The following is a 25156-nucleotide window of genomic DNA, read 5'->3' as shown; positions in this document are numbered from 1 at the left end:
ATCGTTGATTTAAAGTGCTCTAACGGATCGTACCCGCCTGCTGAGGCGGTGTATCTCGCTTCGGAAGTGGCTGAAGAGATCTCTCCAGCCCTGACCGAAAACGCAGTTACACGACCTCAATTATTTGTTTTTACCTTCCGCAAACAGTGCGTCCAGTTTCTGTTCGAAATCGTGGTAGTTGAGGAAATCGTACAGTTCCATACGGGTCTGCATGGTGTCGACAACTGCTTTCTGATCGCCGTCACGCAGCAGCGCTTCGTAGACATTCAGCGCCGCTTTGTTCGCTGCACGGAATGCAGACAGCGGGTACAGCACCATAGTCGCGCCGTTTTCAGCCAGCTCTGCTGTGTTGAACAGTGGCGTTGCACCGAACTCGGTGATGTTCGCCAGCAGGTGGGCACCGTTGATGCCATTGGAGAAGGCTTTGTAATCATCCAGTGTGTGAACCGCTTCGGCGAAGATACCGTCAGCACCCGCTTCCAGACATGCCTGCGCACGTTCAACCGCCGCATTCAGGCCTTCCATCTGGAATGCATCGGTACGTGCCATAACGAAGAAGTCGTCATCCGTTTTGGCATCTACCGCAGCTTTAACACGATCAACCATCTCCTGCAGGGAAACGATCTCTTTATTCGGACGGTGACCACAGCGTTTCTGTGCAACCTGATCTTCAATATGTACCGCCGCCGCACCGGCTTTGATCATCTCTTTAATGGTACGGGAGATATTGAATGCACCACCCCAGCCCGTATCGATATCCACCATCAGCGGCGTTTCAACAGCGCTGGTAATACGGCTGACATCCGCCAGAACATCGTTCATGGAGGTCATACCCAGATCCGGCAGACCGTAAGAGTGGTTAGCAACGCCGCCGCCAGACAGGTAGATGGCTTTGTGACCGACACGCTCAGCCATCATGGCATGATAAGCGTTAGTGGTACCTACGATCTGAAGGGGTTTGGTTTCAGCCAGTGCTTTGCGGAAGCGGGCACCGGCAGACAGGTTGTTGGACATGTTATTCACCTCTGGTTTCGGTCGCTGCATTCAGTTTGTCTTCAATATTCTGTCGCGCTGAACCGATGTGACGCCGCATGAGCATTTCGGCCAGTTCCGGATCGCGGGATTCAATCGCGTCGATAATCTGGCGATGCTCCTTCAGCGCCCGCTTCGGTCGCGAGCTGGAGACACTGAACTGATAGCGGTACATTCGTACCAGGTGATAGAGATCACCGCCGAGGAACTCCAGCAGCTTAGCGTTCTTACTGCCGTGAACAATTCGGTAGTGGAAATCCAGATCACCCTCTTTTTGGAAATACGAGCGTCCGTCGAGCTGTTCGATACTCTTCTCGTGCTCATCCAGCAACTCACGCAGGCGGTCGATCTCTTCCTGCGGCATGTTTTCTGCTGCCAGACGACAGGCCATCCCCTCAAGGGCTTCCCTGACACGATAGATTTCAATCAGCTCTTTTGCCGACAGATTCACAACCCGCGCCCCGATGTGCGGCTTTCGCTCCACCAGCCTCAGCGCTTCCAGTCGCCGCATGGCTTCCCGCAGAGGTCCACGACTGATGCCGTAGGTCCGGGCAAGTTCCGGCTCACTGATTTTCTGACCCGGAGGAATATCGCCGACCACAATTGCGGTAACGATCTGTTCACAGACCCGGTCTGCCAAGGTGCGCGTTTCCGGTTGAAACGCTTTGTTTTCTGTCATCTCTGCCATAACAACCAATAAGATTGAAGATTGTCGACAATTTCGAACTGAGGCAACGATACCTGTGCTAAAAACCGCAGTCAACTCGAATTTGCCGATTAATTGTCAACACAATACAAAAGTTTAAGGGTTTTACCCTATTCTTGTTGTAAACCTATTTTTCCACAAAACGACGGGTCTCATCGTTCATAATCCGCGCGATCTGGCGCGGCTTCTGGAACGGCAGAGAGTGATCCGTACCCGGCAACATAAAGTAGTGCCAGTTGGGTAAACGCTCTGTCAGTTCTCGCTGATACTGGTGTAACAGTTCAACACTGTTACCGCCGATAAAGCTGGTTACATCACCCTGCGCCGCGACCAGCGCTTCGCGATCGATCTGCCGCACCGCATCCGTGACACAGTCCAGCGCGTTCGCAAAGCCTTCCGGGCGCTGGCCGAGCCGGCTGATCGTCACCTGTTCAACCTGCGGTGAGACCTTACGGTTAGGCGAAATGGTATCCAGAAAACCGATAATCCCCTGCTCTTTATTCGTAGCCCCGCGCAGATGCACGGTGGCCGCAGAGAGGGAGTTACGCAGCTCAACTGTAGACTCCCAGCAGGGACGATCGAGCACAGCGGATTCAAGCAGAAACTGTTTTTCTACCCGATCCGGGTGCTGCTGCTTAAACAGCAGAGCCACCAGCCCGCCCATGGAGTAGCCACCGAGATCAAACTGCCACCAGCCAAGCTGGTCTACCAGAGCGTTCAGATCCGCTACAAGCTCCTGAGCGCTGTAGCGGTGCTCCTGCCGATCCGGGTAGAAGGTATCTCCCATGCCGCGCTGATCCGGTACCAGCACCTCAGACCAGAGCTCAAGAAAGGCAATAATATGCTCCCAGGTGTCTACACCGGCCACGCCAGCGCCATGCAGCAATACCAGGCGGCGCGAGGTAGCTATTTGCGGATTTCGGTATAAACGATAAACGATATGCTGGTCGGGCAGATGGAATTCGCGCTGCTCAACCGAAAAAGGGTGTTTCATCTTAAAGCGATACTCTACTGTGGCTACTTATATTGAGAAACCTTCGTTATTATGACCCTCCATTCTAGTCCAACGCGCCGCTCAAACCAGCACTTTGTCGACAATCTTATGGTTTTGCCTATTTTCGACCCCTTATTGGACAGGCCCCGGCCGGTTACATACAATTCGCAACACTTTATTCAACAACCGGGATAAGCCAGCGCTTTGATCACCCAACGTCCCCTTCCCTACCTCAGTAGCAGTGAAACCTATTTCGAAAAGCTCCGCCCTCTCGGGCATGGGATTTTTCTCGATAGCGGCCGCCCCGGGTGCCCCTGGGGGCGCTACGATATTCTGGCGGCAGAACCGGTTGAGTTACTGGAACTGAATGCTGACGACCCGGTAAATCCGTTCACGCAACTGGAACAGCTCTACCAGCGTTACCAGCCGGAACAACCGGTAAACTCAGAACTGCCGTTCTGTGGCGGTATCCTCGGCCATTTTTCCTACGATCTGGGTCGCGCGGTGGAGCAGCTACCAGAGCAGGCTGACGTGTTTTCCCGGTTACCGGATATGCGGGTAGGAATGTACCTCTGGGCACTGGTGGTTGATCACCATGAACAGACCGCAACGCTGGTCGCGGATCACCGGGTCACGGCTGAGAAGCTGGATCAGATTGAACAGCGCCTGCAGGCTGAAACGCCAGCCGCCGCAGCACCTTTTAATCTGCTAAAGCCATTTACCGCCAATCTGAGCAAGGCTGAATATCAGCAAAAGCTGGCCCAGATAGACGACTATATTCACTCCGGTGATTGCTATCAGGTCAACTTTGCGCAGCGCTGGAACAGTGAGTATCAGGGGGATGCCTGGAGCGCCTACAAGCAACTGCGGGTCGCGGCACCCACTCCCTACTCCGCGTTTATTGATGGGGAAGCTCAGCAGATCCTGTCACTCTCACCGGAACAGTTTCTTGAGAGCCACCAGCAGCAGGTCACCACAAAACCGATCAAAGGCACCCGTCCGCGGGCAGCCGACAGCACTGAAGATCTGCGCCTGAAACAGGAACTGAGCGAATCGCGTAAAGACCGGGCTGAAAACCTGATGATTGTCGACCTGCTACGCAATGATCTGAGCAAGGTCTGCCAGCACAACAGCGTCCGGGTACCGAAACTGTTTAATATCGAAAGCTACGCCAATGTTCACCATATGGTGAGTACCGTCACCGGTGAGCTGAGTGCCGATGTATCGCCGGTTGCCCTGCTTGAACACTGCTTCCCGGGTGGTTCGATTACCGGCGCGCCAAAGATCCGGGCAATGGAAATTATCGAGGAGCTGGAGCCCCACCGCCGCTCAATCTACTGTGGTTCAATTGGCTATATCAGCCTCTGTGGGCGGATGGACACCAGCATCACGATCCGCACCCTGCTGTGCGAAGATGAGAAGATCTTCTGCTGGGCCGGGGGTGGCATCGTCGCCGACTCTGTCACTGAAATGGAATACGAGGAGACCTTCGACAAGGTCAATAACCTGCTCAACTGCCTGTCCCGTCAGATGGGCACCCGCAACGAGTAATCCCAGAGGGCGTTTTGTTACACACAGCCCGGCAATCTTTGCCTATACTAGAGCTAATACCCACAGGCAGGAATTGTAATGATCCGGGCATCCACTACTCTTATTACGGGCCTGCTGTCTGCTCTGACACTGTTCTCTCACCCGGTTGCAGCGAACAAACTTGAGGCACAGCCAGCCGGGCCGACTACCGTGGTCTGGTCCAGAACCGACTTTGCCCCGTTTTTTATCCTTGAGGGACAGTATGCCAATCAGGGCATCAGCGACCAGATCATCCGGCTTTTCTCGCGGAAAATAAGCGGATTCAACCACAAACCGACGGTGATGAGCCTCAAGCGCATGCTGCGTAATGCTCAGTCAGCCAATCCCATCTGCCATGTCGCCCTGCTGAAAACACCAGAACGTGAAACCTTTATTGATTACAGCCAGCCGATTATGCAGAACTACGGCAATGGCATTGTCACCACTGAACAAGGCCTGAGTAAGTTCGGGCTGACCCCGGACAGCATCAGTCAGATCCATCTGGAAGATTATGTTGGCCGCCCGCTCACCATCAGCATCCATGACGGTCGCGCCTATGAGCCCCATATCAACGACGTGATCAGCCAGTGGAAGACACAACCCGAGAGTATTTTTCAGGTTAAAACCGGTCTTAAGGACCATGAACGGCTGGTGCATTTACTGGTGAACGGCCGTCTCGATGGCATGATTGCCCGACCGGAAGAGGTGGAGTACAGCAAACAGCAGTTCGGCATCAATGCCCCGCTATTCTTTATCCCGATCGCCGACACGCCCACCCTGAGCCTCGGCCATGTCGGCTGCTCCAAAGGTGACTGGAATAAACCCCTGATGGCCGAGATCAACCGACTGATCGCGGAAGACCCTGAAGTGCGTCAAACCATAAATGCAGCTTACCGGCAGTGGTTACCGGAGCATCTCAGGCAGCACTATGACCTGATTAAAAACCTTTCTTTCAGCCCGCCCGATCATTCTCGCTGATCAGTTCGGCCATGGAGTGCAGGGTCAGGTCAGCACTGGAGGGAAACACATCCTCCAACCGGATCGAGATTCTGGCAAACATATCCTGAAGATCAAGAAACGCATCCACCACCGCCGGATCAAAGTGACTGCCGCGACCGGCCACAATCATCTCTTTGACATGATCATGATCCTGCGCGCCTTTATACGGGCGGCGTGAGATCATCGCGTCATATACATCCGCCACGGCCATCAGTCGCGCTACCAACGGAATCTGTTCTCCTTTCAGCCCTTGGGGATAACCTTCACCATCCCAGCGCTCATGGTGGCTGAGTGTGACCTGCTGGGCGATTTTGAGGAATTTGACCGCCTCATTCTGAGGTGATTTGTTCAGCAACTGCTCTGCAGAACTGACTGCTTGATAACCCAGCAGCGTGTGCGTTTTCATCACCTCATATTCGGCATCGGTCAGCGCGCCGGGCTTTTGCAGAATATGATCCGGAATCCCTACTTTACCAATATCGTGCAGCGCAGAGGTCTTGTAGAACAGCTCAATCGTCTCACTGTCCAGCTCATCCGCAAACTGCGGCTGCTTACGCAGATGTTCTGCCAGTGATTTGACATAATGCTGAGTACGCAGAATATGGTTGCCGGTGGAATGATCCCTCACCCGGGCGATCGTCGCCAGACAAAGAATCGCCGCATCCTGAACCGCCAGCAGAGCGTGCTCACGGGCACAGGTGGGGTTCTCATCCAGCGGGCCGGCGCCTTCAAAACTCTGTTTAAGCTTCGCCAGGCTCATATACGTCTGGCATTTAGCATTCACCACCGCCGGATAAAACGGCGGCGTCAGATAATCAGAGCACCCCAGTGCGATCGCCTGTTCACGCAGGTCCTGAGCTTCATCCGGCCAGCACAGAATCACCGGATTGCCGATCTTCTCCTGCGCCACAACCCATGCCTGAAGGTCGGTATGGGCATGCAGATCCATTTGATCCGCGCCGAGCAACACTAGCTGTCCGTATTCAGCAGCTATGTTGAGCAGCGAGTCATAAGATTCAACCTGATACTCCTCCTGCAACAGCCCGGACAAACGGTCGGTTAGCTGAGGATTATTACTGACAATCACGGTTGAGAGCATGAAACACCTGTTCAGAGGGGGATATAAGAAGCCCGGGAATAATACTGACGATACGCGGATGAAACAATGTTCAGTCGGCTGTAATCACCTTTATTACCCCGTTATCGCTGATAAGCAGATCAGTTCTCAACCAGAGAAGCAAGTTCCGGCGCGATCCGGTTCGGGCTGAACCCGTTATACGGGCCACTTCAGGTTGCCGCAATTCAGGGCCTGCGCTGCCGCATGCTTATCGCAGAGTAAAAAAAAGCGATCCGGTGGATCGCTTTTCTGCAGATTGGAGATTAAAGCGACAGATTGCGGTTACTGGCTTTAATAAACTCTTTTTTCAGGTCTTCGTAGGTGTGGACGGCCGGGAACTGCGGGAACTCAGCAATCACGTTATCCGGCGCGTGGAACAAAATACCAGACTCCGCCTGAGTCAGCATAGTGGTGTCGTTATAAGAGTCACCTGCGGCGATCACACGGTAGTTGAGCAACTGGAATGCACGCACAGACTGACGCTTAGGGTCTTTCTGACGCAGGGTGTAATCCGTAATGCGGCCTTCCTCATTCACTTCCAGCTTATGGCAAAGCAGCGTCGGGAAACCCAGCTGGCGCATCAGTGGCTGTGCGAACTCATAGAAGGTATCTGACAGAATCACCACCTGGAAGCGTTCACGCAACCAGTTAACAAATTCAACCGCACCTTCCAGCGGTGCCAGACGGCTGATGGTGTTCTGGATCTGTGGCAGCGTCAGACCGTGCTCATCCAGAATCCGCAGACGCTGCTGCATCAATTCATCATAATCAGGAATATCACGCGTTGTAGCTTTCAGCTCTTCAATACCTGTTTCTTCAGCAAATGCGATCCAGATTTCCGGGATCAGTACCCCTTCGAGGTCAAGACATGCGAGTTCCACGCGTAACTCCTAATGATTTATTTGGTGTGCTTTTTTTATCGGCGGTTAGCCATTTGTGGCGCCAATTTACCCGCAATAGCAGAGCCTTTCAAGCCAGCCATAGGTCGGTACTCGTCATCCAGAAATGACAAAGCCCGCACAGGGCGGGCTTTGCAGGGAGTATAGCCGGTGCAGCGGCTCTACTGAATTCGGATCAGATATCCTTCGGCTGAACAGGGATGGCCTGTTTCATACCGGTCAGCACATTACGCTGGTGCAGCTCTTCATCAGTTGCGCCTACACCACCATCGGCTTTAGCGTTTTCGAAGTAGCACAGCGTTGGCTGGTGTGCATCAGCTTCCTGTTCGTCCAGCTGGACGTAAGATGCAATGATCAGCAGGTCGCCTTTGCTCGCTTTGTGAGCAGCCGCGCCATTAACAGAGATAATACCGCTGTTATCTTCTGCGCGGATTGCGTAAGTGGTGAAGCGCTCACCGTTGTTGATGTTGTAAATATGAATCAGTTCATATTCACGAATGCCTGACTTATCAAGCAATACACCATCGATGGCACATGAACCTTCGTAGTGCAGCTCAGCGTGGGTGACAGTTACCCGATGTAGCTTACACTTCAAAAATGTCTGCAGCATAGACTGAAATCCTGCGTTTAATCATCTCTGCCAGATAATTCTGGCTCCCATCCACTGTCTGCAGGCAAGTGAACCAAAAGGTTCCGCTCAGACAGTCTTTTATCGGTTGCCCCCTCCTGCGCACTCAGGCATCAGTGAGCAGGCAACTCGCGTTGTGCGGCGCACATATTACTAAAAAGTGGCCGCGATTTTAACAGAGACTACCCACTTTTATATATACAAATAGTCAGAGGCTCTAAGAATTTCCCCCCTGCATGTGCCACAGGCTATGCCGCCAGTAACGGTTGTCAGATGATTGCCGCGATCAGGCAGGTCAAATTGAGTCAGCTTCATTATCCTATTAGCTTTACTCACTCCCTTTCTTAACTAATTGATTTACAATACAGCACTTATTTTTACAGTGGCTGATTCAGGTACCTTGCCGTGACAGATAAAACCTTGACCGAAACGCTCTCAGAAAGCCTCCGAAACCGCATCATGATTCTGGATGGTGGTATGGGCACCATGATCCAGGATTACAAACTGGAAGAGGCGGATTACCGGGGCGAGCGTTTTGCCGACTGGCATATTGAAGTAAAAGGCAACAATGACCTGCTGGTGCTGACCAAACCGGATGTGATCAAAGCGATCCACCGGGAATACCTGCTGGCCGGTGCCGACATCATCGAGACCAACACCTTCAACGCGACGCAGATCGCCATGGCGGATTACGAGATGGAATCTCTCAGCCGTGAGATCAACGTTGAAGCGGCGCGTCTGGCACGTCAGGCCTGTGACGAGATCAGCGCCGAAACACCGGATCAGCCACGCTATGTTGCCGGTGTCCTCGGCCCGACCAACCGTACCTGCTCGATCTCACCGGATGTAAACGATCCGGCGTTCCGTAATGTCTCATTCAACCAGTTGGTTGAAGCCTATACCGAATCACTGGACGGCCTGATCGAGGGCGGTGCTGATATTATTCTGATCGAGACCATCTTCGATACCCTGAACGCCAAAGCCGCAATCTACGCAGTTGAAACCTACTTCGAAGAACGGGGCATCCGCCTACCGGTAATGATCTCCGGTACAATTACCGATGCCTCCGGTCGTACCCTCTCCGGGCAGACGACTGAAGCCTTCTGGAACTCGGTTCGCCATGCCAGACCGATCTCCATCGGTCTGAACTGTGCGCTCGGCCCGAAAGAGCTGCGTCAGTATGTCGAAGAGCTGTCGCGCATCTCCGAAACCTTTGTTTCGGCGCACCCGAATGCGGGCCTGCCCAACGCCTTCGGTGGTTACGATGAAACCCCGGAGCAGATGGCAGAAGAGATCGGCGAATGGGCGCAGTCCGGCTTCCTGAACATTATCGGTGGCTGCTGTGGTACCACCCCTGCGCATATTAAAGCGATGCGTGAAGCTGCTCAGCAGCATGCACCTCGTCAGTTGCCTGAACTGCCGGTTGAGTGCCGTCTGTCCGGTCTGGAGCCGATGAACATCGGCGAAGAGAGCCTGTTCGTCAACGTCGGTGAGCGTACCAACGTCACCGGTTCGGCGATGTTCAAGCGACTGATCAAAGAACAGGATTATGAAACCGCCCTCGACGTCGCCCGTCAGCAGGTAGAAAACGGCGCCCAGATCATCGATATCAACATGGATGAGGGGATGCTGGATGCCCATGCGGCGATGGTTAAATTCCTCAACCTGATCGCCTCTGAACCGGATATCGCCTGTGTACCGATTATGATCGACTCCTCCAAGTGGGATGTGATCGAAGCCGGCCTGCAGTGTATTCAGGGTAAAGGCATCGTCAACTCCATCTCCCTCAAAGAGGGCGAAGAGAACTTTATCGAACAGGCCCGCAAACTGCGCCGCTACGGTGCTGCGGTCGTGGTAATGGCGTTTGACGAAAGCGGTCAGGCCGATACCTATGAGCGTAAGATCGAGATCTGTGAACGCTCCTACCGGGTACTGGTCGACAAGGTGGGCTACCCGGCCGAAGATATCATCTTCGACCCGAATATCTTCGCGGTTGCGACCGGTATCGAGGAACACAACAACTACGCGGTCGACTTTATTCAGGCCACCGGCTGGATCAAACAGAACCTGCCTTACGCCAAGATCTCCGGCGGTGTTTCTAACGTTTCCTTCTCCTTCCGCGGGAATAACCCGGTACGTGAGGCGATCCACTGTGTCTTCCTTTACCATGCCATCAAACAGGGTATGGATATGGGTATCGTTAACGCCGGCCAGTTGGCGATCTATGATGACCTGCCCGAAGAGCTGCGTCTGGCGGTTGAGGATGTGATCCAGAACAGCCGTGACGATGCCACCGAACGTCTGCTGGATATCGCCGAAAAGTATCGCGGCGACGGCAGCCAGCAGGATGAAGCCAAAGCGCAGGAATGGCGCGAGTGGGACGTTAACAAGCGTCTGGAACACGCTCTGGTTAAGGGGATCACCGAGTTTATCGAAGACGATACCGAAGAAGCCCGACAGAACCATGATCGCCCGCTGCACGTCATCGAAGGCCCGCTGATGGATGGTATGAGCGTCGTGGGCGACCTGTTTGGTGCCGGCAAAATGTTCCTGCCGCAGGTGGTTAAATCCGCCCGCGTAATGAAGAAAGCGGTTGCCTACCTGATGCCGTTTATCGAAGCTGAGAAAGATGGCGCCAGCCAGTCCAACGGTAAGATCGTGCTCGCCACGGTTAAAGGTGACGTACACGATATCGGTAAAAACATCGTCGGTGTGGTGCTGCAGTGTAACAACTACGAGATTATCGATCTGGGCGTTATGGTTCCGGCTGAAACCATCCTCAAAACCGCACGTGAAGAGAACGCTGACCTGATCGGCCTCTCCGGCCTGATCACCCCGTCACTGGATGAGATGGTTCATGTAGCCAAAGAGATGGAGCGTCAGGGCTTCGATATCCCGCTGCTGATCGGGGGTGCCACCACCTCCAAAGCACACACTGCGGTTAAGATCGATCCTGCCTTTAAGCGTGATCAGGTCGTACACGTCACCAACGCCTCGCGGGCGGTAAATGTTGCGTCCTCCCTGCTGGGCAGTAAGAAGGAAGCCTACGTCCGGGAGATTCAGGAAGAGTACGTTGCGGTTCGCGAACGTCATGCCGCACGTATGAATGATAAGCGCCGGGTCACGCTGCAAGCAGCCCGCGCCAATAAATATGCAATTGACTGGGACAACTACACCCCACCGGCACCGCTGCAGCCGGGTATTCATGTGTTCGATGACATCTCCCTGAATGAAATTCTCGAGTACTTCGACTGGACGCCGTTCTTCCACTCCTGGGAGCTGGCCGGTCGCTACCCGCGCATCCTGAATGACGAGATCATCGGTGAGGAGGCCACCCGCCTCTTTGAGGACGCTCAGGCGATGCTGAAACAGCTGGTCGATGAAAAATTGCTGACTGCCAAAGCGGTGGTGGGTATCTTCCCGGCCAACAGCATCAACCACGATGATATCGAACTGTATACCGATGACAGCCGCAGCGAAGTCCTGATGCAACTGCACCACCTGCGTCAGCAGACCGAGAAGGTCGGCGGCAAAGCGAATATGTGCCTGACCGATTTTGTCGCGCCGAAAGAGAGCGGCAAAGGCGACTACCTGGGCGCCTTTGCGGTCACCGCCGGTCACGGCTGTGATGAACTGGTGGCGAAGTATGAGGCCGACCACGACGACTATAATTCGATCATGGTAAAAGCTCTGGCAGACCGGTTTGCCGAAGCTCTGGCTGAGATGATGCACGACAAAGTGCGTAAACAGATCTGGGGCTATGCCGCAGACGAGCAGCTCAGCAACGACGAGCTGATCGCTGAGAAATACAAAGGGATCCGCCCTGCTCCGGGTTACCCGGCCTGCCCGGAACACACTGAGAAAGGGCTGCTCTGGGAACTGCTGGATGTGGAGAAAAACACCGGTATGACACTGACCGATGCCTACGCAATGCTGCCAACCGCAGCGGTCAGCGGCTTCTACTTCAGCCATCCGGAGTCACAGTATTTTGGTGTCGCCAAGATCAGCGAAGACCAGGTAGAAAGCTACGCCAAACGCAAGGGTATGGAAAAAGCCGAAGCGGAACGCTGGCTGGCACCGAACCTGGGCTACGAGCCGGAAGAGGGTTAAGCCTGAGAGAAATGCGAAAAGCCGGACGCCTGTGCTCCGGCTTTTTTATGCCCTAAACACAAGCGGATTCATGAGTGGCCTGCCGGTAGCAAACCCGGTTGCGCCCTGCCTGCTTCGCCTGATACAGGTACTGATCGGCCTCCTGAAACAGGTTTTCAAAATTCGGCCGGTTCAGATCCAGCGTCGAGATCCCGATACTCAATGAATAAGCCCGGCTTACGCCATCCGAGCTGACGGCCCGATTGGACGCCTGAGACAACAGACGCTCCGCGAGTGCGATCGCATCGCCCTGCTCCGTCTCCGGCAACAGCACCAGAAACTCCTCGCCACCCCAGCGCGCCACCAGATCTCCGTTGCGCAGCTCTTTCTGCAGCAGGGAGGAAAGATCCTGCAATACCCGATCACCAAAACTGTGCCCAAGGCTGTCGTTGATCTTCTTAAAGTGATCGATATCCAGCAGCATCAGACAGGCATGATGCCGGTAACGCTGAGCGTTGCTGAGCATAGGTGACAGCGCGTTGAGAAAGCCACGCCGGTTATACAGCCCGGTTAACTGATCCCGTTCCGCCATCTGCTCAGCCCTGAGCTTAGCCACCTGATTGATACGGAACTGGTACGCCAGCGCGAAGGCAAACAATACCGCCTCCAGCAGCATCCCATACTCAACCGCATAAAAACCCAGCGCACTGTACTCAACCACGCCGGATACCGTTAATGCGGTAATGATCGCACTGATCATGGCGAACACCGCCGCACCCAGAAAATAACGCGCCTCTTTAATTCCATTCAAACAGGCGATGACGCCAATCAGCATCATCAACAGGGCAAACAGTACCACCCCGCTGAAAGCACTGTACAACAGCCAGAGGTGAAGCCCGGTCAGAGAGAACACGATGGCCAGCAGCGCCAACAGCAGCATATAGCCCATCGCAATCTGGTTTATCTGCGGAAGATAACGGGACAGAGGCAGGAAAAACCGCGCGAACAGTAAACCACTGGTGGCGTAGAGAATCATCAGCACCGGGATACCGGTGTTTTGCCATGCCGGACTTGCCTGCCATAGCCACTGGTTGCCATGGCCGGTATAGGCCATATTCAGCAACAGAAAACAGCCCAGATAGATGGAATAAAACAGATAACGACGGCTGCGCAAACTCATGGCCAGCAAGGCGTTATAGATCATCAACGCCAGCAGGAAACCGTAGATAATACCGTAACGATAACCCGAACTGAGTTGCTGCTGAGCGGCTGCCGGCTGCGAATAGAGCTTCATCGGCAGCAGCATCGGGTCAATACTTTCAACCCGCATTAACACGGTGGTCTGCTCCGATGCAAAGGTGTGCGGAAAACGGAAAAAGCGATGACTCCGCCCGGAAAACGGCAGTTTATCGCCGGTCTGGTAGTGGTGCACGGCGGTATCCGCGCTGACGAAATACAGATCGATCCTGTCCAGCCAGGCATTCTCTACCTGTAACACCCGGGATTGTCCCGTATGCTCAGCCGTTAACCGGAACATCAGCCAGACCGGGTCGGAGCCGAAACCAAAATTAAGCACCTCGCTCGTCCCCGTTATACCGCGCCGCTCAATCTCTTGTTCCGCAGCCAGATAATCATAGCGCTGCTTACCGGTTTCTTTTATGTAGCGGATCTCATAACCCGGCAGGGGCTGAACTTCAGACACAACCGGAATCGCTGCGCGAGCCTGCTGCAAGAAAGCCACCGCCAGCAACAGAAAAAGCAGGCAGGCACCCTCACGCATTCGTTTTTTGAGACTACGGGTACAACCAAGTGCAGCCACACCGACCCCTTACTGCATTCCCTGAGAGCTTTAAAGATAGCAGTTGCAACAGCACAAAGCTGACTTTCAAAACCGCTGCTGCAGGAAAACAGCCTTATTTACGCCGGATACCGATTGTCCGGCCAATGTTGGATGGTTTTTCCAGCGAGGACTGGGCCTCTGACATCTGCGCCAGTTTTGCCGACACCGCTTCCGGGAACGGGCAACTCTTGCGTTGGCTCAGATCCACACACATCGCCATCTGCTCCAGCGTGGAGGCAAGGTACTCCCCACCCTTATCGTCTCTGGCGAACATCTCGAAATACAGATGCATCCGCTTAGCGTCATGATCCAGCAACTGTGCCCGCACTTCGACCGGCTGATCCAGCACCACCTCATTGTTATAGGTGATATGGTTTTCCAGCACCATCCATGAGATCTGCGTTTCACGGGTAACGGCTTCACTCAAACCCAGTTCGCTGACCAGCGCTTCCCCGGCTTTGTCAAAAATCAGCACATAGTAAGCTACGTTCATATGGTCGTTATAATCCAGCCATTCCGGCTGAATATTCGTGCTGAAGACCACCTCTGGGCGCTGAGTCATCGCCTGCTCCTTCGCTGAAAAAATTAACATCTTATCTTCTACCGGGGCGACTGCCAATCGACTTTAGACAAGACCTGCTGCCGGCTTGTTGCTATGCTGAGGCTATATCCCCTGTGGGTTCATTCTCCAGCCAGTTTCATCCGGCTAAGATAGATTTTCACCCGGCAAAAACCGGTTCAGAAAAGGAAATCGCGACAATGAAAAAACACACACTCAGCCTGTCTGCTCTGCTCCTCAGCCTTCTGGCAGGCCACACCTATGCCGGCTGGGCAGATGCACTGAAAGAGGCGGTACAGGATGAAGAGCTGCAGAAACAGGTGATCGACACTACCCTCGGCAGCAGCAACGCCACCAGCAACACCCAACTGGACACCCAGACCCTGATCAACGGACTGAAAGAAGCACTCGAAGTAGGCAGCCAACGCGCGATCGAAGAGATCAGCCAGCCCGGCGGTTATCTGGATAATCAGCAGATTCGTATCCCACTGCCCTCCGGAATCGATCAGGTCGCCGGTCTGCTGCGGAAATACGGGCTGGAGCAACAGGTTGACCAGTTCGAAGAGAGCATGAACCGTGCCGCCGAAAAAGCAGCACCGCAGGCCACGGCCCTGATCGTCAACGCCATTAAAGAGATGAGCTTTGAGGATGCGAAAAAGATCTATCAGGGCCCGGACGATGCCGCTACTCAGTACTTTCAGGAGAAAACCAGCAGCCAGCTACGTGAACTGTTCCAGCCGAGCGTGAAAGACTCTCTGAGTCAGGTCGGTGCAACCCGCTATTACTCGGATCTCGCCGGTGAGGCCAAACAGATTCCTTTTGTCGGCGATAAAGTCAACGTCGATCTGGATCAGTACGTCACCGACGAAGCCCTCAGCGGCCTGTTCACCGTACTCGCCGCCGAAGAGAAAAAGATCCGCGAGAATCCGGCCGCACGATCTACTGAACTGCTCAAAACCCTGTTTGATTAACGGCTATAACCCGCATCAAACTGAGAAAGAGCCGCTAACCTGTGCGGCTCTTTTTTCCTTTTTAACCTCCGGGGCCCGGCCCTGTTTTGCATAATCATTGAGATCCCTTCTCATTCTTCTGCCGAAACCCGATTTCGACACTGACCTCAATATTGAGCAAACGGCCCGGTGGCCTCAACTCGCTGCAGGGTTTAAAATAGCCCCGCACACTCTCTGAATGACAAAGGCCACCATGAAATCTGTTGATGTCGATACCCCGGTTACACAGGAAAATGAAACCAACCAGACCAAAAATGGCTTTCTGGCCCTGGTTTCTAAACTGTGCTTTGACGAAAAACTGCCGATCCGCTTTATGTATAAAACGGTACCTGAGCACCTGAATGACACAGGCTGGCGTATGTTTACCGGATACGAAACTGAAGAGTTTCTGGAAGATGAACTGTCTAATCTGGTTCCGGTGCCGGTGGAAAAAATGTGTCGTCTTGACCCTTCCATGACAGAGCTGGTGACTTATAACGCAGGCACCGTCTGGGAACGCGCACCAGAGAGCGATGGCTGGGAGCGGGTACACGACTACCGTATCCCTTCACCCAGTGTTGAAGTAGAGATCACCAACGACGTTGATCGCTTCAAGGTTGAACCCGACGCATAAAAATTTCACAACACTGTCTTGAATTCCTGACAAGCGCCTTTATTTAGTAAGGGAACCTGCTAATAAATCCTGTTAGTGCTCTGCCTGCACGACTCGTTAGCCGGTTCCTTAGCAGATGCTCCCGGTGAGGTCTGCTGACTGGCCTGCTCAAACTGAGAGGCCGATCGATAAAAATATATTGCTTGATGAGGATATAGACTATGCGTGAATTCGACCTTTCCCCACTGTACCGTTCTGCTATCGGTTTTGATCGTCTGGCAAACATGCTGGATAACGCCAACCGCAACGACAACCAGCCCTCTTTCCCACCCTACAATATCGAGCTACTGGGTGAGAACAACTACCGTATTACTATGGCTGTCGCCGGGTTTGATAACGATGAACTGAACATCCAGAGCGAAAGTGGTTCTCTGACCATTACCGGCCAGAAAAAAGAGCAACCAGAGAACCGCCACTACCTTTATCAGGGCATCGCCGCGCGCAACTTTGAACGCCGCTTCCAGTTGGCAGATCATGTCAAAGTAGTCAAAGCGTCGATGGAAAACGGGCTGTTGCATGTGGATCTGGTACATGAAATACCAGAAGCAATGAAGCCTCGTCAGATTCAGATTGAGCACTGAATGCTTATCTGAGTAATCATAAAAAAGGAGGCCATGCCTCCTTTTTTAGTGCCCTGACCTCAAGGCTGTTTTTCAAAAACCTTAACTCCTTCAGGGATCTGATACCAGTCCTGCTTTTCACTGACCCAGACGTGGGCAGTCGGATTGATGATCCGGGTATCGCTGAGGGTGCTCGGCTTGAGTTTGATCTTTTCCGGCTCATCAGGATTGAAGTGATAGAGACGGTTACCACAGCAAGGGCAAAACTTCGCAGCACTGATATTGCCGCTCTCCGCCGGACGGCTCCACTCCTGCATCTCACCACTGAAGCGAATTGAATCTGCATCCACCATAGCGGTGATACTGAACGCACTGGTCGACAATTTCTGGCACTCCCGGCAGTGACAGGCCACAACCATCGCCGGTGGCGCCAGCAGTTCATAAGTAACCCCGCCGCACTGACAGGCGCCTTTTATCGGATATTCCACATCACTCATAGCGTTCTCCCTTCTATATGAGCAGCAGCCTGCTCAGTTATGTAACTATCGCTCAACAATAACTCAGGCACCACTATAGCGCCAGCGCGCAGAAGCGGGTAGTAAGTGGTTATGAAAGGGAGAACAGATCAGCACAGGCCTGCTGATAGAGGTGGTGCATCTCAGCGCTGAAAGAGCAGAACAAAACACGTTCAATTGCAGGATACTGCAGTAGCTGTTGTGCAACCGTTTGCAGAGCCAGCGGCACGGCCTGCTGCGGCGGATAACCATAAACCCCGCAACTGATGGCCGGAAATGCCAGCGATTTCAGCTCGTTTTCTGCCGCCAGCGCCATACAGTTGCGATAGCAGCTTTGCAGCAGGCCGGCTTCATTGTCATCCCCGCCGTACCAGATCGGCCCGACGGTATGGATCACCCATGGAGCTGCCAGTTGATAGCCGTGCGTCATTTTTGCCTGACCGGTTTCACAACCTCCCAGGCTACGGCACTCTGCCAGTAGTTCAGGCCCTGCGGCCCGATGAATTGCACCGTCTACACCGCCGCCACCGAGCAAACTGGAATTCGCAGCGTTGACCAGTGCATCGACCTGAAGCGCTGTAATATCTCCCTTAACCAGCTCAATCCTGCGCTCAATCTGCATCCGCTACTCCCCGGCAATCTTATGCTGGTCAAAATGCAACGCGAGCCAGATGGTCGGTTCCTGAGAGTCGGTCCGGGCAACCCGATGACGCTGATGGGCCGGCAGCAGGTAATGATCACCCGCCTGCAACTCGATCTGCTCCGGCAGGCCTGCAATCTCCAGCGCTGCGCTCCCTGAGATCAGCAGTACCCATTCATCCCACGCCTGATCGTACCACTGCCCTTCCGGCGTGGCCTGACCATGAGAGATAATTCGCTCAACCCTGACACCCCGCAGCGAGAACAGCGGGTCGAATTTCTCCGCATCAGGCCCGGAACCGGACAGATCGTAAAGATTCATTGTGCTGTTACCCGGAGTATCTGCCAACAGCTCACAAGCCCGCCTGTGGGAACAGTACAAAACGGGCGCCAGCCGAAGGCGTTACCGTTTATAGCCCGGCCAGATGACCCCGTTATGACAATCTGATTAATCCAGTTCATTATCCTCTTCACTCCATTTTTCAGTCTGGTAGATGAAGAACTCCAATGCGTCACTCCAGTAACCCAGCGGTAAGCCGGCTTTGCGCCGGAGCTGCTCAAGAAACTCTGCAGCCACCGGTAACTGAGCCCAGACAGCGGGCAAGAATGTCGCCTTATGCACCCCCTCCTTCATCACCAGCCCATCGATACCCGGACGGAGCTGGGCCAGCAGCGCCTCTTCAGAACGGGGGTGGATCGGTTGCAGGGGGGTTAACACGGACAACTCCACCTCGACCTGAGCAAACTCATCTTCATTCAGCGGTGGGAAACGCGGATCATGGAACGCAGCCGCCCGGGCACTCTCCCAGATCTCCTCAAGCAGAGGCCGGTGCGCTTTAAGACTGCCGATACAGCCGCGCAACTCGCCGAACTTTTTCAGGGTAACAAAACAGGCCCGGGGTTCGTTGAGCCAGGCCTCCTCCCGCTGCGGAGAGCGGACCTCCTCAGGATGAAATTCAGACCAGATCGCACTGCGCGATAACTGACTTAACGTGGTGCGTTGCTCAGCTGTATATGACATAGGCTCCGTATCCTACGACCCGTGTTTTATCGCCAACCTGAGGGCAATCACCGGAGTTGCATTGTGTAACCAGCTCGACCGAGCCCCCGGACTGCTGCAACCAGTGTAGCAGCCCGTTCAGTGCGTAACAGCCGCAGGCCTGCTGCGGCAGCAGATCGCTATGCAGCGCAACGATCGCGCGTGTCGTGGCTGTATCTAAACGTCGAGCTTCCTCATAGGGGTGAAAGTGGCTCAGGTCAGTGCTGATCAGCAGCAGTGTATTATCGCCGGCACAGACCTCTGTGATCAGCCCGGCCACCTTCGCGGCGCTTGCCTGACCGACCACCACGGGCAACAGAGGCAGAGAGAAACCCAGCCGCTGCAGAAACGGTAGCTGTACCTCCAGCGAGTGTTCCAGTTGATGTGCTGCGTCGTTGTACTGCACCAGACCACTTTGCACTAAACCGGCCAGAGCCTCCGTAGCCAGAGGATAATCACCCAGCGGGGTGCTGAAGCTGGCCACAGCGGGAACAGCCATACCCCGCACCGCGACCCGATGGCCCGGCCCCAACAGCAGAATCCGGGCATATTCCTCTGCCCGGCCCTGAAGCAAACGGTAAGCTGCCGCCGCTGTTGAACCACTGTAGATGTAACCGGCATGGGGCACGATCAAACCGCGTGGTGGCCGTTCTGTTGCCTCTGCTTCCCTGTGCAGCAACGCATCCACCTGTGCTGCCAGTACCTCTGCCTCAGCCGGATAGAACATACCCGCCACGGCAGCAACCCGTGTATTCATAGCCGCCTCCTGTTCTCTATAAAACAGTATGAGACAGAGCGGCAGAAAATGCCTGTCAGGAGGTCGGAGGTAATGCCACGGCCATCGCCTGACGCAGAGCTTCGGGGTCTTTCAGGGTCTTCACCTGATGGAACAGATGAGCTGCCTCAGGATAAGTTCGTTGCAATTGCTGTAACCACTGTTTGATCCGGCCATGAACATAGCGCGGGGCAATATCCTGCTCGATACGATTCAGGTAAGTTTCCACCAGCGCACTGACCTGATCCCAGTGATATCCCTCAACAGGGTCACCCATCTGCTGCTGTTTAATGGCCCTGCCCAGATCCGGACGGGCGATCAGGCCCCGACCGATCATCACATCGTCGCAGCCACTGACTTCGCGACATTTCTGGTAATCATGCCAGTTCCAGACCTCACCGTTGGCGATCACCGGCATGTTAACCGCATCACGGATGCGTCTGATCCATTCCCAGTGTGCCGGTGGCCGGTACCCCTCCAGCTTGGTACGGGCATGCACCGCCAGTCCGTCGGCCCCCGCCTCAGCAATGGCATGAGCGTTCTCCAGTGCCAGACTCTTGTCTTTATTCCCCAGACGCATTTTTGCAGTCACCGGAATCTCAGCCGGTACCGCCTCACGAACCGCAGCGACAATCTGATGAATCAGTTCCGGGGTGTCCAGCAGCACCGCACCGCCTTTGCTCTTGTTCACGGTTTTCGCCGGACAGCCAAAGTTGAGATCGATACCCGGCGCACCGAGTTTAGCCCCCTTGCGTGCGTTACCCGCGAGCACCGAGGGATCACTGCCAAGCAGTTGCAATATGACCGGCACCCCCGCTGGGGTGCGACCACCATTGTGCAGCTCCGGGCAGAGACGGCGAAACACCTTGGCCGGCAGGACCCGGTCACTGACCCGCAGAAACTCGGTAACACAAGCGTCAATCCCGCCCACCCGGGTCAACAGATCGCGCATGGTATAGTCAACCACGCCCTCCATGGGCGCTAAAATGATCTTCAAGAAGCTAAGCCTTATACTTGATTAATGGCAGGGGTCATCAGTGGCCGCCATTATACTGCAGCTCAGAAAAAAGGCTGAGAAGGGATTACACGGATGCGACTGTTTTTTGCCATCAACCTGATTGAGCGTGTTCAGGATGAGATAGAAACCCTCTACCTGCCGCAACTGCAGCAGGTCCGCTGGACGCCACCCGCTCAGCTTCACCTGACGCTGGCGTTTCTCGGCGAACAGCCCGAACAACGGCTGGATGAGATCATCGAAACCGCAGCAGAGATCCCCTTTCAACCCTTTGCACTGGCGTTTTCCGGCTGCGGCCACTTCCGCTCCGGCGTAGTCTGGCTGGGGGTAAAACAGGAACCGGCGCTCATGCGGCTGCAGGCTTCATTAAGCCACGCCCTGAGAAAACAGGGGCTGAAACTGGAACAGCGTAAATATATCCCTCATATCACCCTCGGCCGTTGTCATCGGCTCAGCCCTGAACTACTGACTCAGATCAGTACACAGGCACTGGGCTTCCGCAGCCGGATGGAGGTGGACAGTTACCAGTTAAAAAGCAGCCTCTTACGACCGGAAGGGGCCTGCTATGAGACCGAAGCCGAATTCTGGCCGGACTGAATCAGATCGCCCCTTCACCAGTGCTATCGCGCTGAGGACAGCGCGCCTGCGGAAGGAAAAAAACCTGATCTGCCAAACCACTATAGGCGCCCCCTCAGGTAGGAGCGGAGTCCCCTCCGCGAAAAGGTCAGCTTTCCGAAAACAAACAGGCCCGCATAAAGCGGGCCTGTAACTGCTGATTTGAGGCTAAACCCGGAACCGGCTCACCTGCTGACTGAGGTTGTCGGAAAGGTCGCGCAGCGATTCACTCTGACCTGCTGAGCGCTCTGCCCCCTCGGTGGTGCTGGACATGATGAGGTTTATTTCTGTCAGGCTCTGGCTGATTTCAGCAACGGTGGAGCTCTGTTCATCGGTCGCATTGGCCACCTGAGAGCTCATTTCACGCATCCGCTGCACGGCCGCGACCACCTGTGTCAGGTTACGGGTGCACGCCTCCAGTTGCTGACTGCTTTGCATCGCCCGGCCCGAACAACTGGACATGGTCTGGGCAGCACTTTCAGCGCCCTGCTGCAGGTTCTGAACCATGGACTCAATAGCACTGATTGAACCCTGAGTCCGGGTTGCCAGTGAGCGAACCTCATCAGCCACAACCGAGAACCCCCGGCCCGTTTCGCCGGCCCGAGCGGCCTCGATCGCCGCATTCAACGCCAACAGATTGGTTTGCTCGGCGATGTCGCGGATCACATTGATCACCTGACTGATCGAATCACTGTGCTCTTTCAGCTTGTTAACCCCTTCCATGGCATCATTCACTTCCTGTGCCAGCACGTTGATCCCCTGACTGTTCTGCACCAGTTGTTCACTGCTGGCATTGAGCTGCTGTTCAGCCTGCTGAGCATCGCTCAAGGTCTGGTCGGCATGATGGGCGACTTCTGATGCGCTGGCTTCCATCTCGGTAGCGGTTGCCGCCAGTCGTGCACTGAGCAGGCTCTGCTGCTCCACACCTTTCAGGGTTTCGCCGCTGATATCACTGCTGACCCGGGCGGTATCCTGAACCTGCGAGACGGTGTTCAGAATCTGTTCCACCAACTGACGTAACTGAGCGGAGAGACTGTTGGTACTCTCCGCCAGAGCAGAGAGTTCATCTTTGCCGAGCACTTCGACCTGAGAAGAGAGATCACCGGACGCGATCTGTCCCATCCCCTGAACAACCCGGTGCAGGGAACCACGCAGATGCACCACCAGCCGGTAACCGAACAATCCGGAGATTAATGCCGCAGCCAGCGTCCCCAGCGCAATCAGCAGCTTACCCCGGTTGATGGTATCTGAAGTGGCCTGCTCCACTGCAACGGCCTGCGCCTGCGCTGCGCGAATAAACTCTGCGATCAGTTCAGCATTGTGGCCGACCCGCTGCTCGATCTGTTCCAGCAACTGAGCCGAACGCTGCTCCGCTTCCAGCGACTGCAAGTGGGAACTCAGCGTCATATCCTCCCCTTTGAGCTGTGCGGTATAAGGCTGCCAGATCTCAATAACCGATTCGTAGGCTTCAGCTTCCAGCGTTTTGAGCTGTTGCAGCTTGGCATCAATCCGGGCCAGATATTTCTCTACATCCGCATTGAGTGCCGACACCTTTGAAGGCGCTGTTTCCTGCAACAACGTATTCACCTTACTCACCAGATAGGAGATATCATCACGCAGGGGACGGGCTAACTGCAAAAACTCAAAGCGGTATTCATCCAGCAGCAGATCCTCAAGGGTATAACCGATCTCGCTGCTGAGGTATTTAAACTCCTCGGCCTGCTCTGCTATATATGCCTGCTCCTGAAGGTAGCGGGACTTTTCACTGACAATCTGCCCGGCCAGCGCAAAAATCACATCCGTAAGCTGGCGGATCTGATCCAGACTATCACCCTCAGCACCGATATTGTTTAACTGATTAAAGTCAGTGGTAAAGGCTTGCTGCAGTTGTTCCAGACGCTGATTAACGGCCGCGCTGTCTTCATCGGCTCTGCCACTGATGTATTCGAGGAGAATGTATTTGGTATCGGCCAGATTAGCGCGCAAACTGGCGCTGAGGCTGACCCGGGGAGAGCTTTCATTGGTCACCGTCGACACCTGACGGCTGACAGCGTTAAAGCTGAAGTAGGCAACCGCTGCGGTCACCAGAAAAAGGCACAGCGTTACTGAAATGGTCAGTATGATCCGCTGGGATACAGAAATATTCATGGGTTACCCCTGCACAGCAACCACCTGCAGGCGCCTGCTCCAGCTATAATCGAGGAGCTCCGGCCACCCTATCTGCGTGGCATTGAGGAAACAAAAACGGCTACCCGTGGGTAGCCGCATTACAATCGGAATCAGGCGCGAGCCTCGAGGAAGTCCGCCATCCAGTGAGCCACCGCAACGGAGTCGGTTGCCGCATTGTCACTGCGCAGAGTTGTCAGGCCCTGCTCTGCAGTGTCGGTTGGAATCACTGCGCCTTTACGCAGATCCACCAGCGCCTCTTCATAGGAGACGTTAAATTCAGGATGTGCCTGGAAGGTGATAATACGATCATCGTAGATCAGACCGGCATACTGACAGAAGTCAGAGCAGGCGAAGACCTGAGCATTATCAGGCTTATTAAGTACCTGATCCTGATGCATCGCACTGATGGTGAAAGAGGTCGGTGCCGCTTTAATAAACTGGGTTGCACCGCGCAGTTCATAGCTGTGCAGACCTACACCCCAGCCACCCGGATATTTATCAACTTTACCGCCAAACGCCTCGGCAATAATCTGGTGGCCAAAACAGATACCGATCATCGGCTTATTCGCCGCATGGATTTCCAGAATCAACTGCTTAAGCTGCTGCATCCACGGCAGGTTCTGATACACGTTGAACTTGGAACCGGTGATGATCCAGCCATCGCACTGTTCTGCACCGCCCGGGAATTCTCCTTCGCGAACGTCAAAAACTTCATATTCAAACTTACGCTGAGCCTGATCAAATAGCTGAACAAACATATCCGCGTAGGAGCCATATTCATTCAGTAACTCATCCGGGGTGATTCCGGTCGCGAGGATACCAATTTTCATTACTTATACCTGTAGCTTATGACATAGAACTCAGGGCGCTGAGGGTGCAGGCACAGCGCCCTGTTTTAAAGTTGATCCAGGCCGGAATTACTCCGGCTTGGCCAGCAGACGTGCCTGACGGCGCATCTGGAACATCGCGGCAATAACACCCAGTGCGACAATCGCAATCATGATCGTAGCCAGCGCGTTCACTTCCGGGGTTACACCCAGACGTACTTTGGAGAAGATCACCATTGGCAGTGTGCTGTTACCCGGTCCGGATACGAAGCTGGCAATAACCAGATCATCCAGAGACAAGGTGAACGACAGCAGCCAGCCGGAGATAATCGCCGGAGCAATCAGCGGCAACGTTACCAGAAAGAACAGAGAGCTTGGCTTGGCGCCCAGATCCATCGCTGCTTCTTCGAGAGTTTCATCCATCGATGCCAGCCGGGACTGCACAATCACCGCAACGTACGCCATACAGAAGGTGACATGGGCAATAATGATAGTGCCGGTACCACGACCTGACGGCCATCCAAACAGCCCTTCCATCGCAACAAACAGCAGCAACAGAGAAAGACCTGTGATGACCTCTGGCATGACCAGAGGGGCAGTGATCCAGCCAGACAGAATCATCTTGCCGCGGAACGGTCCGAAACGGCTCAGGACAAACCCGGCCATGGTGCCCAGCACCACGGCAGCCGTGGCACTGATAAAGGCGATTTTCAGACTGAGCAATGCCGCATCGATAATCTGTTCGTTCCGGAACAGTTCACCGTACCATTTCAGTGACCAGCCACCCCACACCGTTACCAGCTTGGATTTGTTAAAGCTGTAAACAATCAGGGCAATGATTGGCGCGTACAGGAACAGAAAACCAAAACCCGCCGAAAAGTTAAGAAATAAAGATCTGCGTTTCATGA

General features: G+C 54.4%; 24 protein-coding genes. 7 read left to right on the top strand and 17 right to left on the bottom strand.

Annotation, left to right across the window (positions count from 1 at the left end; translation table 11 throughout):
• Positions 1-120 precede the first annotated feature (120 nt).
• The 3 genes from prpB to QUD59_RS14285 form a co-directional block, all read right to left on the bottom strand.
• On the bottom strand, positions 121-1014 hold the full coding sequence (prpB, locus tag QUD59_RS14295) for a methylisocitrate lyase (RefSeq protein WP_286237799.1): 894 nt from the start codon (positions 1012-1014) through the stop codon (positions 121-123).
• 1 nt (position 1015) lies between these two features.
• Entirely contained in the window at positions 1016-1720 is a 705-nt protein-coding gene (locus tag QUD59_RS14290; RefSeq protein ID WP_286237798.1) for a GntR family transcriptional regulator, read from the bottom strand.
• 145 nt (positions 1721-1865) lie between these two features.
• Positions 1866-2732: an alpha/beta fold hydrolase gene (locus QUD59_RS14285; RefSeq protein ID WP_286237797.1), complete on the bottom strand. Its 867-nt coding sequence runs from the start codon at positions 2730-2732 to the stop codon at positions 1866-1868.
• 204 nt (positions 2733-2936) lie between these two features.
• Here QUD59_RS14285 and pabB point away from each other — a divergent pair, with 204 nt between their 5' ends.
• Complete coding sequence (pabB, locus tag QUD59_RS14280) at positions 2937-4283, top strand: aminodeoxychorismate synthase component I (protein ID WP_286237795.1); 1347 nt, start codon at positions 2937-2939, stop codon at positions 4281-4283.
• Between the two features lie 78 nt (positions 4284-4361).
• Positions 4362-5279: a transporter substrate-binding domain-containing protein gene (locus QUD59_RS14275; RefSeq protein WP_286237794.1), complete on the top strand. Its 918-nt coding sequence runs from the start codon at positions 4362-4364 to the stop codon at positions 5277-5279.
• On the opposite strand, the gene QUD59_RS14270 is transcribed toward QUD59_RS14275, so the two are convergent.
• The 3 genes from QUD59_RS14270 to panD form a co-directional block, all read right to left on the bottom strand.
• Positions 5254-6399 carry an HD-GYP domain-containing protein gene (locus tag QUD59_RS14270; RefSeq protein WP_286237793.1) on the bottom strand — a complete coding sequence of 382 codons (1146 nt, stop codon included), beginning with the start codon at positions 6397-6399 and terminating at the stop codon, positions 5254-5256. The genes QUD59_RS14275 and QUD59_RS14270 overlap by 26 nt on opposite strands.
• Positions 6400-6680: 281 nt before the next feature.
• On the bottom strand, positions 6681-7298 hold the full coding sequence (gene thrH, locus QUD59_RS14265; RefSeq protein ID WP_286237792.1) for a bifunctional phosphoserine phosphatase/homoserine phosphotransferase ThrH: 618 nt from the start codon (positions 7296-7298) through the stop codon (positions 6681-6683).
• Between the two features lie 193 nt (positions 7299-7491).
• Entirely contained in the window at positions 7492-7926 is a 435-nt protein-coding gene (gene panD / locus QUD59_RS14260; protein WP_286237791.1) for an aspartate 1-decarboxylase, read from the bottom strand.
• Between the two features lie 477 nt (positions 7927-8403).
• Between panD and metH the strand changes: the two genes are divergently transcribed.
• Entirely contained in the window at positions 8404-12054 is a 3651-nt protein-coding gene (metH, locus tag QUD59_RS14255; protein ID WP_286241035.1) for a methionine synthase, read from the top strand.
• A gap of 52 nt (positions 12055-12106) precedes the next feature.
• Here the strand turns inward: metH and QUD59_RS14250 are convergent, their stop codons facing one another.
• Both QUD59_RS14250 and QUD59_RS14245 read right to left on the bottom strand, forming a co-directional pair.
• Positions 12107-13852 (bottom strand): sensor domain-containing diguanylate cyclase, encoded by a 1746-nt coding sequence (locus tag QUD59_RS14250; RefSeq protein ID WP_286237789.1) that lies wholly within the window; start codon positions 13850-13852, stop codon positions 12107-12109.
• Positions 13853-13946: 94 nt separating this feature from the next.
• A complete protein-coding gene (locus tag QUD59_RS14245; protein ID WP_286237788.1) occupies positions 13947-14435 on the bottom strand; it encodes a thioesterase family protein in 489 nt (162 codons plus the stop codon).
• 197 nt (positions 14436-14632) lie between these two features.
• Here QUD59_RS14245 and QUD59_RS14240 point away from each other — a divergent pair, with 197 nt between their 5' ends.
• The 3 genes from QUD59_RS14240 (at position 14633) to QUD59_RS14230 (ending at position 16675) form a co-directional block, all read left to right on the top strand.
• On the top strand, positions 14633-15403 hold the full coding sequence (locus QUD59_RS14240; RefSeq protein ID WP_286237787.1) for a DUF4197 domain-containing protein: 771 nt from the start codon (positions 14633-14635) through the stop codon (positions 15401-15403).
• A gap of 232 nt (positions 15404-15635) precedes the next feature.
• Positions 15636-16055: an immunity protein Imm33 domain-containing protein gene (locus QUD59_RS14235; RefSeq protein WP_286237786.1), complete on the top strand. Its 420-nt coding sequence runs from the start codon at positions 15636-15638 to the stop codon at positions 16053-16055.
• 200 nt (positions 16056-16255) lie between these two features.
• The gene (locus QUD59_RS14230; RefSeq protein ID WP_286237785.1) at positions 16256-16675 is read left to right on the top strand and encodes an Hsp20 family protein; all 420 of its coding nucleotides are present in this window, start codon (positions 16256-16258) and stop codon (positions 16673-16675) included.
• A 59-nt stretch (positions 16676-16734) separates the two neighbouring features.
• On the opposite strand, the gene QUD59_RS14225 is transcribed toward QUD59_RS14230, so the two are convergent.
• From QUD59_RS14225 to QUD59_RS14200, 6 genes are all read right to left on the bottom strand, one after another.
• Positions 16735-17151, bottom strand: a complete 417-nt coding sequence (locus QUD59_RS14225; protein WP_286237784.1) for a GFA family protein — start codon at positions 17149-17151, stop codon at positions 16735-16737.
• Between the two features lie 109 nt (positions 17152-17260).
• Positions 17261-17791, bottom strand: a complete 531-nt coding sequence (locus QUD59_RS14220) for an O-acetyl-ADP-ribose deacetylase (RefSeq protein ID WP_286237783.1) — start codon at positions 17789-17791, stop codon at positions 17261-17263.
• A 3-nt stretch (positions 17792-17794) separates the two neighbouring features.
• Positions 17795-18130 (bottom strand): cupin domain-containing protein, encoded by a 336-nt coding sequence (locus tag QUD59_RS14215; RefSeq protein WP_286237781.1) that lies wholly within the window; start codon positions 18128-18130, stop codon positions 17795-17797.
• A gap of 126 nt (positions 18131-18256) precedes the next feature.
• Entirely contained in the window at positions 18257-18829 is a 573-nt protein-coding gene (gene amrA, locus QUD59_RS14210) for an AmmeMemoRadiSam system protein A (RefSeq protein ID WP_286237778.1), read from the bottom strand.
• Positions 18813-19604 (bottom strand): AmmeMemoRadiSam system protein B, encoded by a 792-nt coding sequence (gene amrB, locus QUD59_RS14205; protein WP_286237777.1) that lies wholly within the window; start codon positions 19602-19604, stop codon positions 18813-18815. Before amrB ends, amrA begins: the two co-directional genes overlap by 17 nt.
• Positions 19605-19659: 55 nt before the next feature.
• Positions 19660-20619 (bottom strand): tRNA dihydrouridine synthase, encoded by a 960-nt coding sequence (locus tag QUD59_RS14200; protein WP_286237776.1) that lies wholly within the window; start codon positions 20617-20619, stop codon positions 19660-19662.
• Positions 20620-20712: 93 nt separating this feature from the next.
• Between QUD59_RS14200 and thpR the strand changes: the two genes are divergently transcribed.
• Entirely contained in the window at positions 20713-21234 is a 522-nt protein-coding gene (gene thpR, locus QUD59_RS14195) for an RNA 2',3'-cyclic phosphodiesterase (RefSeq protein WP_286237775.1), read from the top strand.
• A 186-nt stretch (positions 21235-21420) separates the two neighbouring features.
• On the opposite strand, the gene QUD59_RS14190 is transcribed toward thpR, so the two are convergent.
• The 3 genes from QUD59_RS14190 to QUD59_RS14180 form a co-directional block, all read right to left on the bottom strand.
• Positions 21421-23400, bottom strand: a complete 1980-nt coding sequence (locus QUD59_RS14190; protein WP_286237774.1) for a methyl-accepting chemotaxis protein — start codon at positions 23398-23400, stop codon at positions 21421-21423.
• A gap of 131 nt (positions 23401-23531) precedes the next feature.
• A complete protein-coding gene (locus QUD59_RS14185; RefSeq protein WP_286237773.1) occupies positions 23532-24251 on the bottom strand; it encodes a glutamine amidotransferase-related protein in 720 nt (239 codons plus the stop codon).
• 87 nt (positions 24252-24338) lie between these two features.
• Positions 24339-25154 (bottom strand): ABC transporter permease subunit, encoded by an 816-nt coding sequence (locus QUD59_RS14180; protein WP_286237772.1) that lies wholly within the window; start codon positions 25152-25154, stop codon positions 24339-24341.
• Positions 25155-25156 lie beyond the last annotated feature (2 nt).

Origin of the sequence: Neptuniibacter halophilus (assembly GCF_030295765.1) — a bacterium.
Taxonomy (GTDB): Bacteria; Pseudomonadota; Gammaproteobacteria; order Pseudomonadales; family Balneatricaceae; genus Neptuniibacter; species Neptuniibacter halophilus.
This window is presented reverse-complemented; position numbering and strand designations above follow the sequence as displayed.

Excerpts from the sequence above, each read along its gene's own strand:
- prpB (WP_286237799.1), bottom strand. The coding sequence starts at position 1,014 with ATGTCCAACAACCTGTCTGCCGGTGCCCGCTTCCGCAAAGCACTGGCT.
- QUD59_RS14290 (WP_286237798.1), bottom strand. The coding sequence starts at position 1,720 with ATGGCAGAGATGACAGAAAACAAAGCGTTTCAACCGGAAACGCGCACC.
- QUD59_RS14285 (WP_286237797.1), bottom strand. The coding sequence starts at position 2,732 with ATGAAACACCCTTTTTCGGTTGAGCAGCGCGAATTCCATCTGCCCGAC.
- QUD59_RS14275 (WP_286237794.1), top strand. The coding sequence starts at position 4,362 with ATGATCCGGGCATCCACTACTCTTATTACGGGCCTGCTGTCTGCTCTG.
- QUD59_RS14270 (WP_286237793.1), bottom strand. The coding sequence starts at position 6,399 with ATGCTCTCAACCGTGATTGTCAGTAATAATCCTCAGCTAACCGACCGT.
- panD (WP_286237791.1), bottom strand. The coding sequence starts at position 7,926 with ATGCTGCAGACATTTTTGAAGTGTAAGCTACATCGGGTAACTGTCACC.
- metH (WP_286241035.1), top strand. The coding sequence starts at position 8,404 with ATGATTCTGGATGGTGGTATGGGCACCATGATCCAGGATTACAAACTG.
- QUD59_RS14245 (WP_286237788.1), bottom strand. The coding sequence starts at position 14,435 with ATGACTCAGCGCCCAGAGGTGGTCTTCAGCACGAATATTCAGCCGGAA.
- QUD59_RS14240 (WP_286237787.1), top strand. The coding sequence starts at position 14,633 with ATGAAAAAACACACACTCAGCCTGTCTGCTCTGCTCCTCAGCCTTCTG.
- QUD59_RS14235 (WP_286237786.1), top strand. The coding sequence starts at position 15,636 with ATGAAATCTGTTGATGTCGATACCCCGGTTACACAGGAAAATGAAACC.
- QUD59_RS14230 (WP_286237785.1), top strand. The coding sequence starts at position 16,256 with ATGCGTGAATTCGACCTTTCCCCACTGTACCGTTCTGCTATCGGTTTT.
- QUD59_RS14225 (WP_286237784.1), bottom strand. The coding sequence starts at position 17,151 with ATGAGTGATGTGGAATATCCGATAAAAGGCGCCTGTCAGTGCGGCGGG.
- QUD59_RS14220 (WP_286237783.1), bottom strand. The coding sequence starts at position 17,791 with ATGCAGATTGAGCGCAGGATTGAGCTGGTTAAGGGAGATATTACAGCG.
- QUD59_RS14215 (WP_286237781.1), bottom strand. The coding sequence starts at position 18,130 with ATGAATCTTTACGATCTGTCCGGTTCCGGGCCTGATGCGGAGAAATTC.
- amrA (WP_286237778.1), bottom strand. The coding sequence starts at position 18,829 with ATGTCATATACAGCTGAGCAACGCACCACGTTAAGTCAGTTATCGCGC.
- amrB (WP_286237777.1), bottom strand. The coding sequence starts at position 19,604 with ATGAATACACGGGTTGCTGCCGTGGCGGGTATGTTCTATCCGGCTGAG.
- thpR (WP_286237775.1), top strand. The coding sequence starts at position 20,713 with ATGCGACTGTTTTTTGCCATCAACCTGATTGAGCGTGTTCAGGATGAG.
- QUD59_RS14190 (WP_286237774.1), bottom strand. The coding sequence starts at position 23,400 with ATGAATATTTCTGTATCCCAGCGGATCATACTGACCATTTCAGTAACG.
- QUD59_RS14185 (WP_286237773.1), bottom strand. The coding sequence starts at position 24,251 with ATGAAAATTGGTATCCTCGCGACCGGAATCACCCCGGATGAGTTACTG.
- QUD59_RS14180 (WP_286237772.1), bottom strand. The coding sequence starts at position 25,154 with ATGAAACGCAGATCTTTATTTCTTAACTTTTCGGCGGGTTTTGGTTTT.